Annotated in this window: 16 protein-coding genes; 13 read left to right on the forward strand and 3 right to left on the reverse strand. The window is 33.4% G+C overall.

Annotated elements, in window-relative coordinates:
* The first annotated feature begins 205 nt into the window (after positions 1–205).
* Together rsmD and coaD are read left to right on the forward strand one after the other, a co-directional pair.
* Complete coding sequence (gene rsmD / locus IEV35_RS14340; RefSeq protein ID WP_188385354.1) at positions 206–754, forward strand: 16S rRNA (guanine(966)-N(2))-methyltransferase RsmD; 549 nt, start codon at positions 206–208, stop codon at positions 752–754.
* 34 nt (positions 755–788) lie between these two features.
* On the forward strand, positions 789–1,271 hold the full coding sequence (coaD, locus tag IEV35_RS14345; protein ID WP_188385355.1) for a pantetheine-phosphate adenylyltransferase: 483 nt from the start codon (positions 789–791) through the stop codon (positions 1,269–1,271).
* Between the two features lie 48 nt (positions 1,272–1,319).
* Here the strand turns inward: coaD and spoVV are convergent, their stop codons facing one another.
* Positions 1,320–2,528 carry a dipicolinic acid transporter SpoVV gene (gene spoVV, locus IEV35_RS14350; RefSeq protein ID WP_188385356.1) on the reverse strand — a complete coding sequence of 403 codons (1,209 nt, stop codon included), beginning with the start codon at positions 2,526–2,528 and terminating at the stop codon, positions 1,320–1,322.
* A 234-nt stretch (positions 2,529–2,762) separates the two neighbouring features.
* Between spoVV and IEV35_RS14355 the strand changes: the two genes are divergently transcribed.
* On the forward strand, positions 2,763–3,785 hold the full coding sequence (locus tag IEV35_RS14355; protein WP_188385357.1) for a SepM family pheromone-processing serine protease: 1,023 nt from the start codon (positions 2,763–2,765) through the stop codon (positions 3,783–3,785).
* A gap of 257 nt (positions 3,786–4,042) precedes the next feature.
* Here IEV35_RS14355 and IEV35_RS14360 read toward each other — a convergent pair whose 3' ends face one another.
* Positions 4,043–5,260: a nucleotidyltransferase gene (locus IEV35_RS14360; RefSeq protein ID WP_188385358.1), complete on the reverse strand. Its 1,218-nt coding sequence runs from the start codon at positions 5,258–5,260 to the stop codon at positions 4,043–4,045.
* A 157-nt stretch (positions 5,261–5,417) separates the two neighbouring features.
* Here IEV35_RS14360 and IEV35_RS14365 point away from each other — a divergent pair, with 157 nt between their 5' ends.
* From IEV35_RS14365 to IEV35_RS14380, 4 genes are all read left to right on the forward strand, one after another.
* Positions 5,418–5,942, forward strand: coding sequence for a YceD family protein (locus tag IEV35_RS14365; RefSeq protein ID WP_188385359.1), 525 nt, complete (start codon positions 5,418–5,420; stop codon positions 5,940–5,942).
* Positions 5,943–5,989: 47 nt separating this feature from the next.
* A complete protein-coding gene (rpmF, locus tag IEV35_RS14370) occupies positions 5,990–6,163 on the forward strand; it encodes a 50S ribosomal protein L32 (protein WP_010096803.1) in 174 nt (57 codons plus the stop codon).
* Positions 6,164–6,282: 119 nt separating this feature from the next.
* Positions 6,283–7,044, forward strand: coding sequence for an enoyl-CoA hydratase/isomerase family protein (locus tag IEV35_RS14375; RefSeq protein WP_188385360.1), 762 nt, complete (start codon positions 6,283–6,285; stop codon positions 7,042–7,044).
* A gap of 88 nt (positions 7,045–7,132) precedes the next feature.
* Positions 7,133–7,612, forward strand: a complete 480-nt coding sequence (locus tag IEV35_RS14380) for an RsfA family transcriptional regulator (protein ID WP_188385361.1) — start codon at positions 7,133–7,135, stop codon at positions 7,610–7,612.
* Positions 7,613–7,698: 86 nt separating this feature from the next.
* Here the strand turns inward: IEV35_RS14380 and IEV35_RS14385 are convergent, their stop codons facing one another.
* The gene (locus IEV35_RS14385; protein WP_188385362.1) at positions 7,699–8,175 is read right to left on the reverse strand and encodes an N-acetyltransferase; all 477 of its coding nucleotides are present in this window, start codon (positions 8,173–8,175) and stop codon (positions 7,699–7,701) included.
* Positions 8,176–8,370: 195 nt separating this feature from the next.
* Between IEV35_RS14385 and IEV35_RS14390 the strand changes: the two genes are divergently transcribed.
* The 6 genes from IEV35_RS14390 (at position 8,371) to IEV35_RS14415 (ending at position 14,732) form a co-directional block, all read left to right on the forward strand.
* The gene (locus IEV35_RS14390; RefSeq protein ID WP_188385363.1) at positions 8,371–8,751 is read left to right on the forward strand and encodes a DUF3397 domain-containing protein; all 381 of its coding nucleotides are present in this window, start codon (positions 8,371–8,373) and stop codon (positions 8,749–8,751) included.
* Between the two features lie 97 nt (positions 8,752–8,848).
* On the forward strand, positions 8,849–10,462 hold the full coding sequence (gene bshC, locus IEV35_RS14395; protein ID WP_188385364.1) for a bacillithiol biosynthesis cysteine-adding enzyme BshC: 1,614 nt from the start codon (positions 8,849–8,851) through the stop codon (positions 10,460–10,462).
* Positions 10,463–10,677: 215 nt separating this feature from the next.
* Complete coding sequence (gene mraZ / locus IEV35_RS14400; RefSeq protein WP_188385365.1) at positions 10,678–11,109, forward strand: division/cell wall cluster transcriptional repressor MraZ; 432 nt, start codon at positions 10,678–10,680, stop codon at positions 11,107–11,109.
* Positions 11,110–11,136: 27 nt separating this feature from the next.
* Positions 11,137–12,114, forward strand: a complete 978-nt coding sequence (gene rsmH, locus IEV35_RS14405; RefSeq protein WP_188385366.1) for a 16S rRNA (cytosine(1402)-N(4))-methyltransferase RsmH — start codon at positions 11,137–11,139, stop codon at positions 12,112–12,114.
* Entirely contained in the window at positions 12,114–12,482 is a 369-nt protein-coding gene (gene ftsL / locus IEV35_RS14410; RefSeq protein WP_188385367.1) for a cell division protein FtsL, read from the forward strand. The genes rsmH and ftsL overlap by 1 nt, the downstream gene beginning before the upstream one ends.
* A 15-nt stretch (positions 12,483–12,497) precedes the next feature.
* Entirely contained in the window at positions 12,498–14,732 is a 2,235-nt protein-coding gene (locus IEV35_RS14415; protein WP_188385368.1) for a penicillin-binding protein, read from the forward strand.
* The last annotated feature ends 56 nt before the right edge of the window (positions 14,733–14,788 follow it).

Below are 14,788 nucleotides of genomic sequence, written 5' to 3' on the forward strand. Positions count from 1 at the left end.
CCGGAGGAGAACTTATGGGGAAGTGTAAGTCTTCTCCGTGTTTTGAAACAACCAAGCTACGCATTAGCTGTTCCATTAAGCTATTATGTACAAAGCAAAAAATAATATACACGAATCATTAATTTTTTTCTACCGATTAAATCTGTTTCAATATCTTTTTCCTTTATGGTAGGATTGTACTAGTTAGTAACTTGAGGTGAGTATAATGCGAGTAGTAGCTGGTATACATAAAGGAAGACAACTTAAAGCAGTCCCAGGTAATAATACGAGACCAACTACAGATAAAGTAAAAGAGGCAGTCTTTCAAATAATGGGGCCGTTTTTTGATGGTGGAACAGCCCTTGATTTGTTCGCCGGTAGTGGTTCACTTGGAATAGAAGCTTTGAGTCGGGGAATGGATTCATGTATATTTGTGGATAAACATCCAAAAGCAATTCAAACAATTAAAGAGAATACTTCTTTGTTACGGTTAGACAGCCATGTTGAAATATTTCGTACAGATGCATATCGAGCGTTACATGCTGCAAGTAAGAGGGAACTTCGTTTTGATTTAATATTTTTGGATCCTCCATACAATAAGGTAAGTTATACAGAACTAATAGGTGTAATCATGAAGGAGCAATTATTAAATGAAAATGGAATCATTTATTGTGAACATGATTTAAGAGATGCATTACCAGAGGAAATTTCCGGTCTTGCAATTATTAAACATCTTAATTATGGTGGAACTATTGGAGTAACAATCTATCAATAAAGTTAAAAACTAATTACAAATAAGGAGTATCAATATGAATAGACTAGCCATTTGTCCTGGAAGTTTTGACCCAATAACATTTGGGCATTTAGATATTATTGAAAGAGGTTCTAAAATATTTGATCAAGTTATAGTTGCAGTCTTTAATAATCAATCAAAATCTCCATTGTTTTCTGTAGAAGAGCGAAAGGAGTTAATTAAAGAAGCTACTAAGCATCTTCCGAATGTTACAGTTGATGCTAGTGATGGGCTATTAATTGATTATGCATATGAAAAAAATGCTCAAGTCATATTAAGAGGTTTGCGAGCAGTGAGTGATTTTGAGTACGAAATGCAAATTACGTCAATGAATAGAAAGTTAGATTCAAAAATAGAAACTTTATTTATGATGACTAATAATCAATACTCTTTCTTAAGTTCAAGTATTGTGAAAGAAGTTGCGAAATATAAAGCGGATGTAACTGATTTAGTTCCAGTTGTAGTTGCAGAGGCATTAAAAAATAAATTTAAGAAGTAATCATAAGGCTGTCTTGTCTCGTAATCTGGGAGAAAACAGCCTCATTTATTATTTGTACTTCTTTTGTCGACGGTACAAGATGATGAAAGCAATTCCGAAAGAAAGAATTGTAATTAGTGGTCCGATTTGTTCTAAAGTTAGTAAAATATTAATCCAATTATTTTCTGTTGCTGGATTAGATACAGGCATATCTTCTATGTTTATATTTTTTCTGTCCAAGTATAGTGGTTTGTATAAGATAATAGTGAGTAAACTAGCTATTATTCCATGTAATATACGAGCTAAAAAATATGGATAAAATTGTATGTTGCTTTTGGATATGATACTGGCAACTTGGGCTTGAATGGAAAATCCATTAAAACCTAATATAAAGCTTACAACTATTACACTAGCAAGAAAAGGATCTATATTTTCTTTTGATATTAAGTTGGCCCCTAATGTAATTTCAAATAAGCCTGAAATGAAGGGTAATGCTAACTCAATAGGTAAGTATATCAAGTGAAAGACGCTCTGAAATATAGTTGCTATAAAAGGTGTTAATCCTATTAAAAAAAGCATTTTATTTAACACAGAAAATAAAATTATAAATCCTCCAACCATCACTAAAGTCTTTATGGAATTTAATACAGCATCACCTAATATTTCCCCAATAGGACGTTTATCATTAACTCTAGTTTCATGCATAGCTAAAAATGCTCTTTTAATGGAAAACTTACCATTGTTCATTTGATAGGGCTTATCCTTTTTCCTTCCATAAAATCGCATACAAATTCCCGTTATAGCATTTCCAAGATAATGACAGATAGCTAGAAGTACTCCTAATTTAGGATCATGGAAAAATCCAATTGAAATTGCCCCAAAGATAAATAAAGGACTTGATGCGTTTGTGAATGCTACAAGACGTTCGGCCTCTACTTGTGTAACTTGGTTTTGCTCCCTCAATCGAACGGAAATTTTTGCTCCTGTAGGGTATCCACTGACCATACCCATAATCCATGCAAAGCTCCCTACACCAGGAACATTAAATAAAGGTCTCATGATTGGTTCGAAAACGACACCTAAAAATTTTACTACGCCAAAACTTAACAACAATTCAGCAGTAATAAAAAATGGAAGTAAGGAAGGGAATACAACTTCCCACCACATATCGATACCCCGAATGCTTGCTTCAAGAGCATCATTCGGAAATTTTATTAGCGTAAAAGCGAAGAAAATGGTAACGGCTGCAAATATAAATGTTTTAAGTAGTTGCTTCAAAAGTCTTCCTCCTATTAATTTCGTTACTGTACTTATTTTTTTTATAGTAGTAAAATAAAACTAGTTTGATATTTCTGGTAGAATTTTGTGCTACATGAGACAAGTTCTAGATATCTATACCAATATACGCTCATACAATGCCTTAATATGCCATACAATTTTACAGACTGAAACTATTATTACAAATGTAGGTATAATAATGGCCTGATACAGAATGACGAAAGGGGTCTATACATGAAGGTTTCAAAAGGGCAAGTCATATCTTTTCTTGCTGCTATTTTAATTGCACTTTTCCTATCTACTTATGAATTGCCTTACTATATTCAAAAACCCGGAGATGCCGATGCTTTAAATCCAATTGTACAAGTGGAAAATGGTGATAAAAGTGAAGGTGAGTTTCATCTTGTAACTGTTCGAGGAGGGCAGGCAACCCCAGTTCAATTCGTCTTAGCTAAAATTTTGCCACATCACGAAATTATGGATATTCACTTAGTTCGACCAGAAGGAATTTCTGATGATGAATATTTTCAGGCGCAATTGCAGATGATGGAGAATTCGCAGGAGGCATCGATGGTTGTTGCCTATACAGCTGCTGAGAAGGAAATTACGATTGAATATAATGGAGTCTATGTAGTTAACGTTGCGAAAGAATTACCAGCTGATGGTATTCTGCAAATGGGAGATAGAATTATTGGAATTGATGATAACGAAATTAAGGAATCAAATGATCTCATTTCTTATATTGAACAAAAAGAACTTGGGGACGTAGTTAATGTAACTTTTCTACGCGAAGAGAAAGAATTCGTTAAACCAGTTACTTTAGGGATTATCAATGAGGAGACAGGACAAGTTGGGATTGGTATTACTCTAGTAACGGATCGAGATGTTCATGTTGATCCCCCTGTAACATTTTCTAGTGGGAATATTGGTGGACCAAGTGCAGGCTTAATGTTTTCATTAGAGATATATGATCAACTCACTGATGGTGACTTGACAAAAGGTTACAAGATTGCTGGAACTGGTGAGATTGATTATGAAGGAAATGTAGGTAGAATTGGTGGAATTGATAAAAAGGTAGTGGCCGCAGACCGAGAAGGGGTAGATGTATTCTTCGCGCCTAATGAAGGAGGAAGAGGCGGAAATTCAAATTATGAAGTTGCTAGAAAAACAGCTGAAGAGATTAATACAGATATGATTATTGTTCCGGTGGATACGTTTGAAGATGCATTACGCTATTTACAAGAGGAATTGGAATAACTCAAACAATGAGTGAGGCTGAGACAAAACTATTTCTAACATAGGAAAAACCGAACATTAAAGTTAGAGCATCAGACCCGCCCCGGAAATATACTGCGCTTTCCGTGGGCGGCTGGTGAGCCTCCTCAGAGCTAACGCTCTTGCGGGGTCTCACCGATGCCTTTCCTCCCACAGGAGTCTCCGTATATTTCCGGGGCTAATGTGGTGATTGTTCGTTTTTTATTACCTTTGTTTTAGTTTTGTCCCGGCCTCTTTAATTACTTATTGACAATTACTGGCCCTTTCATCTCTTGGTTTAATAAAGAATATCTATTGTCTATTGGCAGTATACTATAATAAGCATGAGTGGCTCTTTCTTCGATTGTTAACATTGGATGCTGATTATGGCTAAGTTTGGTAAGTAAAGGGACCTCCATTTGTTTTTTCTGCTGATTTAAATACGCTCTTCCATTATTATTCATTCCTAATAATCTTACATAAGGTACAGAGCTATTAGAAGTGTGTTGGGAGATTTCTGTTTTATTTGTATTTGTTAATATGTGCACAAAAATACGTTGGATTCTTGTCCAAGTATAGCGTTTTGTTTTTATTCTCTTTACCCAATCTGAAAATGATGTTGCTTCTTGAGCAGTTTTCTTAATTCGGTATTCTAGACCTTCTTCTATATCGTGTATTAGAGATAATTCTTGTATTGACATCGTCATTACCCGATAATGGAGAAGTGTAAAGTATTTTTCCCAATTATGTAACAAGGTAGCATTTTCTTGATATGTACGTAGTTGGTTTAAGGTGATTTGTGGCATCGTATGCTCTAATTGCTGGATATTTGCATGATGTTCAAATAATTGTTTCCGTATACTTGTTGCACTAGCGATGGAGCTAGTAATTTCTGTTTCATGGTAGCCACTGTTAATTCTTGTAATTGTATGTGGGGTTATTGATAGATTGTTATCAAGTATCGCTTTTACATAGCTAAAACCTAGTATGTTGTTTGGTTGTGATAAGTTAAAGTTACTCGTATCCAAGCCAATTGTTTCATATGCTATTTTACTTGCAGTAGGAAAAGAAATTCCTTTGTTCAATTGCTGCTTTAATTCTTTTTTATAAGCATGTTCGTGAGTACTTAATTTACGATATCCTTCGGTAAAATAATGGATGTTTCCAGATTCACTTCCAAAGCAAATGGAATTTACTCCAAGCTCATTTAACGTCAAGATAGAGCCTTTTGCGAACAAATTGCTACTTTGTACAGCGAATACATATGGTAATTCAACGACAATATCAACACCGGATGTAATTGCGGCCTTGGCTCGATGGTATTTATCGATTATAGCAGGTTCACCTCGTTGGAGGAAAGATCCACTCATAACTGCAATTATAATATCTGCATTTGTTTGTTCTTTAGCTTGGTTAACATGGTATACATGACCATTATGAAAAGGGTTATATTCTACAATTAAGCCACAGACATTCATTTTACCACCCTCAGATTCCTAATTCTTATTAAGTTTGATTATAGAAAAAAAGTACTGGGAATGCTAGAAATAACATTTTTTTAGACTGTAAAGAAAAAATATTGACAAAAGAGGAATTTCCTTTTAAAATTACTCTTGTTGCCTTGAGGTGAAATAAATGAAATTTACATTAGCACAATTAAAGAAAGATGCTTTTAATAAGCCTTTTTCATTCTCTGGAGAAGTGGATGTTTCAGAACTTGAATCAATGAATAATGATATAAGAGAGATTGAACTTGTACATGTAGAAGGAATTTGTAACATGCACGGTGATCAGTTTTTCTTTACATTTACAATTACTGGTAGAATGATTTTACCTTGTGCTCGTACACTTGTAGATGTGCCTTATTCTTTTGAGATTGAAACAAAGGAAATATTTTCATCGTCTCCTTATTATAATGATGAAGATGAATCAGAAATCCATCCAATTCACGGAGAAGTACTTGACTTAATGCCGTTTATAAAGGAAAATATTTTATTGGAGGTTCCTTTCCGAGTTTTTGCTAAAGATGTAGAAGAAACTGAGTTTCTCCAAAAGGGAAAAGATTGGGAAGTACTTTCTGATAAACCAAAAGAAATGACAATTGATCCACGTTTGAAAAAACTGGAGTCATTATTCAAAGATACAGAGAAAGAAAAATAAGAATGATATTCAAGTTTTTGCTTTCGTATTTGAAGGAGGTGTAAGTCATGGCAGTACCTAAAAGAAGAACTTCTAAAAAAGTGAAAAGACAACGTCGTACTCATTTCAAATTACACGTGCCTGGCATGGTAGAATGTTCAAATTGTGGAGAACTAACAAAGCCACACCATGTATGTAAATCTTGTGGGCAATATGATGGGAAAGAAGTTGTAAGTAATTAATTTCTCATAAATGAAATGTCACTTTAACAGCAAGGAAAAAACAGATCACATCTTAATTGTGGTCTGTTTTTTTTACATATGAAAGCTTTAAAATTTCATAAATATGAAGGAGGATTGTAATGACAAAGTTAATTAGATATGAAATATTTCCTGATAATTTTAGTGTAATTACAATCAATAGACCAGAAAAACGCAATGCTATTTCACTAGAGATGGCAAATGAATTAATAACTATAATGGATAGAGCAGAAAAGGAGCCTATCAAATTTTTAGTGATAACTGGTGCTGGTGAAAAAATGTTTTGCTCTGGTGGTGATTTGAATGATTTTCATGGTGAATTGTCGAAGGAAGAAGCGGAAAAAAGATTATCAAAAATGATGGAAGTTTTATATCGTATAGCTATTTTTAAAGTTCCAACCATTGCTTTGCTTAATGGTAGTGCTGTTGGTGGAGGATGTGAAATTGCCTCTGCATGTGATATACGTATTGCTAAAACAGGTACTAAATTTGGTTTTGTTCAATCTAATTTAGGAATTATTCCTGGTTGGGGGGGAGGCATATTGTTGTCAAAACGTGTCCATCCAAGTTTCGCCAATCAGTGGATTATGGAAGGGAATATTTTAGAAGTAGAACAATTAGAAATGAAAGGTTGGGTTCATAGAGTTGTTCCAATTAAAGAGTTTGGAGATATGAAAACGACACTTCAACCATACATAAATAAATCATTTCATCAAATGAAAATATTAAAAGGATTATTTAAAGAACATATTAACGTCCAATCTTTAAAAGAGATGATGATGAATGAAGTGCAACATTGCGCAACTTTATGGGAAACGAATGAGCATAAAGAAGCTGTCCAAGCATTTTTAAACAAAAGCTAGAAAGGAAACTTTACAAAATTATAAGAAGGGTATTCTATCACTCCTAGTTTGTGCATACATTGATAGCAAATAGATAAGGAGTGATGATATGAATGCTACACGGCAAGATGCCTGGACCGAAGATGAAGATATCATATTAGCTGAAACCGTAATTCGGTATATTCGAGAAGGTAGAACACAGCTGGAAGCGTTTAAAGAGGTAGCTAAGCAACTATCCAGAACTTCTGCTGCTTGCGGGTTTAGGTGGAATGCAACTATACGAAAACAATATCAAGAACAAATACAACGTGCAAAAGAAGAGAGAAAGCTCGGTGGAAGAAAAGCAGTCTTGGATCTGGAAGATGTAAAGGTAAATTTGGAAAAAGATACAATCGAGTCTGCGATTATGTTGTTAGAAAGAATGAAAACTAACTTTGCTGAACATCAAGATTTAGCAAAAAAAGAACAAGAAAAGTTAGTTAATAAACTCGAGGAAGAAAATAAAAGATTAAAGTTGCAATTACAACGCTACGAGAATGCTTGGGAAGAAATGGGGAATCTATGGAAGTGGATTAAAGAGAAAAATTGAGTTATTCCATTCTCATTCTATAGCAATTATATAATACAAGAAGAAAGAGGCTACATAGACGTTGTTTAGCCTCTTTTATTCTACTTCTATTCCGTTCTTTCCATAATCCCTTCAGGAAGCCAGATTAGTGGATTCTGTCCAAAATCCCTCTCCATATTATAATTTGCTTTTTGAAAATCCATCTTTTCCCAAAAACCATGAGAATTAATCCTTGGATTCGTTTTAATGGGAAGTTGAAATGATTTCGCAAAATCTACTAATTTTTTCCCGTGCCCTTTTCCTTGATAGTGTGGTAATACTTCTAATTTCCATAGTTCTAAATAGTCATGTTGTGGGTCGAAGTATTGGTCATATTTTTTATCAACTTTATACAAGCTCATTCTAGCAATGAGCGATCCACCATAATAAATACCATAGAATGGTGATTCACTGTTGTTTTCAACAATATTAGATTGTAGATCCTCTAACATTGATAATTCTTGATTTCCATATTCTTTAAATCGTTTAAATTCATCTAACGTTTTATAATTGTTTAATAGTTTTTCAACTTTAACATCCCCCATAGTTATCCCCTCCTTAGTTGTCAGAAAAATAAATAGTTTTAGTATTTTATCTAATTATAATATAAAATTATTAAGAATCAAAATATTGGTGTGTTGGGAATATTTTATTATTGATAGTCGTACAAAAATATGTGAATTCTGTTACAATTAGAAAAAGAGAGGAACAAGTCGTCGAAAAAGGGGAACAATTGAATAATGTTTGAAATTATATTGTACGTTATAGCATTTATGGTTAGTTTTCCAATTCTAATTACAATAGGACTATATTATGCTTTTAAATTTATTTATCAAAATAAAATAAAGGCATTCCATCAATCTGTGAATTGGACAACATTATTATATATTTTAGCTGTTCATACTGTACTTGCAGATTTATTTAACCACTCATTTATTTTATACATAGTTGTATTATTATTACTTATTCTTACAATTGTAGTGATCGTTCAGTGGAAAAAATATATCGATGTAGATTTATATAAAGCAATTAAATTCCTTTGGAGGATATCATTTCTAATATTTTTCCTATTATATATAGCATTAGTTTTTTACGGTATAGTTTCTGAAATTCTCAATTAAACATGAATTTATAAAATGTGAATCATGAAACATGAAAAAAGAAATACTTTCTTGTACAATACTCATAGACTATTACTTCTAAAGGAGTACATACTGAATGCGAATCGAATCAATCCAAATTACCAACGAAAATAAATTAATACAAGATTATCGAAATCAAAATGATAATTTATTAAATTACTTTGATTATACGTATAATGATTTTAGTGATCGCTTATTGGAGTTAAAAGGCCGAACTTTTCAAAGAGAAAACCTTGTCAACGTACTCTATTCCTTAAATAAAGAATGGGGAGCACCTGAAAGTACGTTACAAAATATTGAAAGGTTAAAAGCTGCAGAAAGTGTAGTAGTGGTCGGTGGACAACAAGCTGGTGTATTAACTGGCCCGTTATATTCTGTAAATAAAGTAATATCCATTATTCAATTGGCAAAACAACAAGAAAAACTGTTAAATATACCAGTTATTCCAGTATTTTGGATAGCAGGTGAGGACCATGATTTTGAGGAAATTAATCATGTGTATATGATGACAAAAGCTAGACTTAAAAAATATCGTGTTAATCAATTTAATCCTAGTAAAACTTCAATCTCAGATATTGCACTTCAAGATGATGAAGTTAATGCATTCATTTCCATTATATTAAATCAACTGCCAGAGACCCAGTACACAAATGAAATCAAACTTATCGTACAGGACTGTCTAGAAAAATCTTCTACATATGTTGATTTTTTTGCTAGACTTATTTTCCAATTATTTAATCAGGACGGATTAGTATTACTTGATTCTGGTGATAAACGAATTAGAAAATTAGAGAGTAATTATTTCATTGAGATGATTAAAAATCAGAAGAAGATAAGTCAAAGTGTCTTTAATACCCAAAATGACTTAATGAAACAAGGATATACTATCCCTTTAGATGTAAATCATGAAAATGGGCACCTTTTTTATTGTAAAGATGACGAGCGAATTCTTTTAAATAGAAATGAAGAAGGCAATTGGGTAGGAAAACAATTAGAAGTGATATTAACAAATGAAGAACTATTACAAATTGCCAAAGATTTTCCTGAAAAATTAAGTAACAATGTGGTAACTCGGCCAATAATGCAAGATTTGTTACTTCCAACGTTAGCATTTATTGGCGGACCAGGTGAAATTAGTTATTGGTCGGTTTTAAAAGGTGCATTTCACACGTTAAATATTAAAATGCCCCCTGTTGTACCGAGACTATCTTTAACATACATTGATCGAAAGATAAACAAATTACTTAATAAATATAATATATCGCTAGAGTCAGCCATTAATGGTGAAATTTCAAGTATAAGGAAGCTATGGTTTAAAGAGAAAGTAAATCCACCAATTGAAGATACTGCAGATGAGATTAAAAATAAAATCGCACAATTACATGAACCACTCCGCAATATTGCAAAAATAGTGCGTGCTGATTTAGAAGAAATGGCAGATAAAAATTTAGATTATCTGATTAAGGATATAGAATTTTTAGAAAAAAGAATAATCCGGGCACTGGAAGAACGTTATGAAAAAGAATTATCTGACTTCTCCCTTTTAGAAATGAACTTATACCCTAATGGATTACAAGAACGTATTTGGAATCCAATTCCGTATATTAACTGTTATGGAATAAACTTCTTTCAAGAAGTAAACAATTTTAATTTATCTTTCCAACAAGATCACTTTATCGTATATATTTAGTTCACCACATTTCACCACAATTTATAAACTATCCTTTTGGTAGGTACAGAAATGCCTTGATCTACGGCATTTTAACAATCTGTATCTATCGAGAGGATAGTTTTTTTTAGGTAAAAATAACTAATTGAACTATTTCTTTTACTATTTTTCATCAACTAGTGGTAGAAAGTGGGGGGATGTGGTAATATAGGGATATGAAAGTGGGGGCGGACTATATGTTCATGGGTGAATTCCAACATAACTTTGATACGAAGGGCAGAATAATTGTCCCATCTAAGTTCCGAGAAGAACTTGGTGAACGTTTTGTTGTTACTCGTGGATTAGATAAATGCTTATTTGCATATCCTATGGCTGAATGGTCCATTATTGAGGAAAAGCTTAAGAAACTCCCCCTAACAAAAAAAGACGCTAGAGCCTTCACACGATTTTTCTTTTCTGGCGCTGTAGAATGTGAAGTTGATAAACAGGGAAGAATAAATATACCACAACCACTTCGAAATTATGCGGGATTAGATAAAGAGTGTGTTGTAATCGGAGTATCGAATCGAATTGAATTTTGGGCTAGTGAAAATTGGGAAGACTATTTCAATGAATCTGAGGAATCTTTTGCGGAAATAGCAGAGAATTTAATGGATTTTGATATATAACCTGAAAATCGTAAAAGAAGGTGCAATATGTTTGAGCATTACACAGTATTAAAAGAAGAATCTATTATTGGATTAAATATAAAACCGAATGGTACATATGTAGATTGTACATTAGGTGGTGGAGGGCATTCTGAAAGAATTGTTTCTCAGCTAGATGAGAATGGGTTGTTAATTGCATTTGATCAAGATGTGGATGCTCTTAAAGCTGCAAAAGAAAGACTTTCAAAATATAAGGATAGAATATTATTTATTCATAGTAATTTTAGATATTTAGAACAGGAATTAGAAAAACATCAAATTTCCAAGGTGGATGGTATTCTTTTTGACTTAGGTGTATCTTCACCTCAGCTTGATCGTGGAGAAAGAGGATTTAGCTATCAGCATGATGCAAAACTAGATATGCGTATGAATCAAGAACAGGAATTATCTGCCTTTGAAATTATTAATGAATGGCCGTATAATGACCTGGTGTCTATTTTCTTCAAGTATGGAGAAGAAAAATTTTCTAAACAAATAGCAAGAAAAATTGAAGAATACCGCAAGGAAAAGTCCATTGAAACTACATACCAACTTGTTGATATTATCAAAGATGCAATTCCAGCTCCAGCTAGAAGAAAAGGTGGTCATCCTGCTAAACGTATCTTTCAAGCAATAAGAATTGCAGTAAATGATGAGTTACAAGCTTTTCATGATGCATTAAACCAAGCTGCTCGTGTTGTAGATTTGAATGGAAGAATTGCAGTGATTACGTTCCATTCTCTAGAGGACAGAATTTGTAAACAAGCTTTTAAAAGATGGAGTACACCTAAAGAAACTCCTAGAAATTTACCAGTTATTCCGAAAGAATATGAAGCACCTTTTAAAATGATTAATAGGAAGCCTATCGTTGCAGATGAAAATGAATTAGAAGAAAATCGAAGATCAAGATCAGCAAAACTTCGTGTAGTCGAAAAGATTAATTTAATATCAAATGAATTTAATTTTGAAGAAGGGTGGAGTAAATAATGGCGGCAAATCATGCAAGAAATTGGGAACAATCGTATACATCTTATCAACCTCAAGTTGAGAAAAAAGTAGTCTACAAGAGAAAAAGTTGGATTACAAAAGGAGAAAAAATATTATATACTAGTGTAGCTGCCTGTCTATTAATAATAGGTTTCTTTGTTGTAACTTATTCCTCTTCTATGGATACGTTAAATCGAGATATACAAGTTTTGGAGCAAAACATTGCTGATCAAAAATTAGTAAATGAAGGTTTACTATTTGAAATTAAGGAATTAAGTAGACCGGAAAGAATTACTCAATTTGCAAAAGAAAATGGCTTTACGATTCAAGCTGCAGAAGTGAAACATGCTAACTCTTTTAATCAATAATGCAGGTGATAATGGATGAAAAAGAATAATACAACCCATGTCATGGCCGGAGTTCTTATGGTTATCTTCGTCATGGCTTTTTTACTTGTTACAGGTAGGTTTTTATATATTCAAGCTTCAGGTGTGGTCGATGGGGTATCTTTAGATGAATGGGCAAAAGAAGTGCGAACAACGTCCTATAAATTAGAGTCAGAACGTGGAAAGATTTATGATAAAAACGGAATGACATTAGCATATGATATGCCAACCTTTAGAATGTATGCAATTGTCGATGAAAAATTTTCCGAAGGGCTAGAGGAAGATTATCATGTCACAGATCCAGTAAACACTGCTGAAAGTCTTGCTTCTATCCTAGATGCAGATAAAGAGTATATATTAAACCAAATAAATCAAGGAATTGAAAATGATAAGTCCCAAGTAGAATTTGGAACTATTGGAAAAGGTATTCCATTACAGGTGAAAGATGAAATTGAAGCAATGAAACTACCTGGAATAAAATTTATTAAAGAAAATATTCGTTATTACCCTAATGGTGAATTTGCCTCACATATTATAGGTTTTGCGCAGAAGAAAGATATAGAAACAGAAAATGGGGAAATACAAGAGATCATTGGCATCACTGGAATTGAGCATGAGATGAATGATTTACTTAAAGGTGAAGACGGATTTATCTCATATCAACGGGATATTTATAATAAAAAACTCCTACATCCTGATGAAATATTAAATACCCCAGACAATGGGGAGGATGTCTATTTAACCATCGACCAAAAAATTCAAACTGTGCTTGAAGATGTACTAACACAAGTAGATGAAAAATATAAACCAGAACGGATGACAGCAATTGTTATGGATCCTAAAACAGGTGAAATTGTAGCGATGAGCAACCGTCCAAGTTATAATCCTAACAATCCTGAGAATGTGCAAAATTGGTATAACGATGCAATCTCTGCACCATTTGAACCTGGTTCAACCGTTAAAATGTTTACTTGGGCAGCAGCTATAGAAGCAGGTGTCTATGACGGACAGGAAGGATTTATGTCTGGTAGTTATCAAATTCAAGAAAATATAAGGCCGATTAACGACTTTAACTATGGAAGAGGTTGGGGAATAATATCCTATGATGAAGGATTTGCTAGATCCTCGAACGTTGCAGCAGGAAAATTAGTTTGGGAGAAGTTAGGGCCTGATCGATTTCTAGAGTATCTTCATGCATTCGATTTTGATAAGTCGACAGGAATTGATTTACCAGGAGAAATACCAGGTGAAATCTTATACAACTACCCAGCTGAAAAGCTAACGACTGCTTTTGGACAAGGGAGTACGGCAAGTCCAATCCAGATGATGAAAGCTGCTACAGCAATCGCTAATGATGGGAAAATGCTTAAACCTTATATTATTGATAGAATAGTAGACTCAGATACTGGAAAAGTAATCGAAAAAAATAAACCTGAAGTTGTAGGAGAACCAATATCGAAAGAAACTGCAATTCAAGTGAGAAAATTATTAGTAGATGGTGTTCAGTCGGAATATGCAACTGGGAAAAGATTCAATTTAGATGACTATTCAGTCGGTGGTAAAACAGGAACATCCCAAATACCTGATCCAGAAGGTGGGTATTTAGAAGGGCGAGAAAATTATGTGTTCTCATTTCTTGGTATGGCTCCTGCTGATAATCCAGAATTAATGATGTATGTATCAGTAAAACAGCCTACATTAGAATTTGAGACAGGTCTTGAACCTGGTTCTGCCCCAGTTGCTTTTATCTTTAATAATGTCATGGAAAATGCGTTACATTATTTAAACATCGTTCCGGATAAAGGTGAATACGAAGAAGTGACAACATATGAGATACCTAATTTTATAGATAAATCTACTGAAAGTGCTCAGGAATTCTTGAAAGAGCATCATGCAAATTACTCCATCGTTGGAGATGGGGCTAAAATTATTGCAATGAGTGCTGAAGTAGGTGAAAAAGTATTACCAAATGAAAAAGTTATTCTAATAACTGATAATCCTACCATGCCTAATGTGATTGATTGGTCATTACGAGATGTAACAAAACTAAGTAGTATGTTGAACTTAAAACTTGAAGCTATAGGTAGCGGATATGTAGTTTCGCAAAGCATAGAGGAAGGAACGGCATTATCAAAAGGTTCGTATCTTGGTATTGAATTAAAAACTCCAGAGGAAATGCAAGAAACTCAATCTAATGAACAAGAAGAGGATACAGAAGAATTTTTTGAATGAATGTAAACATCACTTATAAAAACAGTGTTCTAATCAATTTTTTAACAACATATAGT

It is taken from the genome of Ornithinibacillus halotolerans (assembly GCF_014637405.1).
GTDB classification, from domain to species: domain Bacteria; phylum Bacillota; class Bacilli; order Bacillales; family Amphibacillaceae; genus Ornithinibacillus; species Ornithinibacillus halotolerans.

What these genes read in the sequence shown, in the direction of transcription:
- IEV35_RS14390 (WP_188385363.1), top strand. Translation starts at nt 8,371, where the DNA reads ATGTTTGAAATTATATTGTACGTTATAGCATTTATGGTTAGTTTTCCA.
- rpmF (WP_010096803.1), top strand. Translation starts at nt 5,990, where the DNA reads ATGGCAGTACCTAAAAGAAGAACTTCTAAAAAAGTGAAAAGACAACGT.
- IEV35_RS14375 (WP_188385360.1), top strand. Translation starts at nt 6,283, where the DNA reads ATGACAAAGTTAATTAGATATGAAATATTTCCTGATAATTTTAGTGTA.
- IEV35_RS14415 (WP_188385368.1), top strand. Translation starts at nt 12,498, where the DNA reads ATGAAAAAGAATAATACAACCCATGTCATGGCCGGAGTTCTTATGGTT.
- IEV35_RS14385 (WP_188385362.1), bottom strand. Translation starts at nt 8,175, where the DNA reads ATGGGGGATGTTAAAGTTGAAAAACTATTAAACAATTATAAAACGTTA.
- ftsL (WP_188385367.1), top strand. Translation starts at nt 12,114, where the DNA reads ATGGCGGCAAATCATGCAAGAAATTGGGAACAATCGTATACATCTTAT.
- bshC (WP_188385364.1), top strand. Translation starts at nt 8,849, where the DNA reads ATGCGAATCGAATCAATCCAAATTACCAACGAAAATAAATTAATACAA.
- rsmH (WP_188385366.1), top strand. Translation starts at nt 11,137, where the DNA reads ATGTTTGAGCATTACACAGTATTAAAAGAAGAATCTATTATTGGATTA.
- IEV35_RS14355 (WP_188385357.1), top strand. Translation starts at nt 2,763, where the DNA reads ATGAAGGTTTCAAAAGGGCAAGTCATATCTTTTCTTGCTGCTATTTTA.
- mraZ (WP_188385365.1), top strand. Translation starts at nt 10,678, where the DNA reads ATGTTCATGGGTGAATTCCAACATAACTTTGATACGAAGGGCAGAATA.
- IEV35_RS14360 (WP_188385358.1), bottom strand. Translation starts at nt 5,260, where the DNA reads ATGAATGTCTGTGGCTTAATTGTAGAATATAACCCTTTTCATAATGGT.
- rsmD (WP_188385354.1), top strand. Translation starts at nt 206, where the DNA reads ATGCGAGTAGTAGCTGGTATACATAAAGGAAGACAACTTAAAGCAGTC.
- IEV35_RS14365 (WP_188385359.1), top strand. Translation starts at nt 5,418, where the DNA reads ATGAAATTTACATTAGCACAATTAAAGAAAGATGCTTTTAATAAGCCT.
- coaD (WP_188385355.1), top strand. Translation starts at nt 789, where the DNA reads ATGAATAGACTAGCCATTTGTCCTGGAAGTTTTGACCCAATAACATTT.
- IEV35_RS14380 (WP_188385361.1), top strand. Translation starts at nt 7,133, where the DNA reads ATGAATGCTACACGGCAAGATGCCTGGACCGAAGATGAAGATATCATA.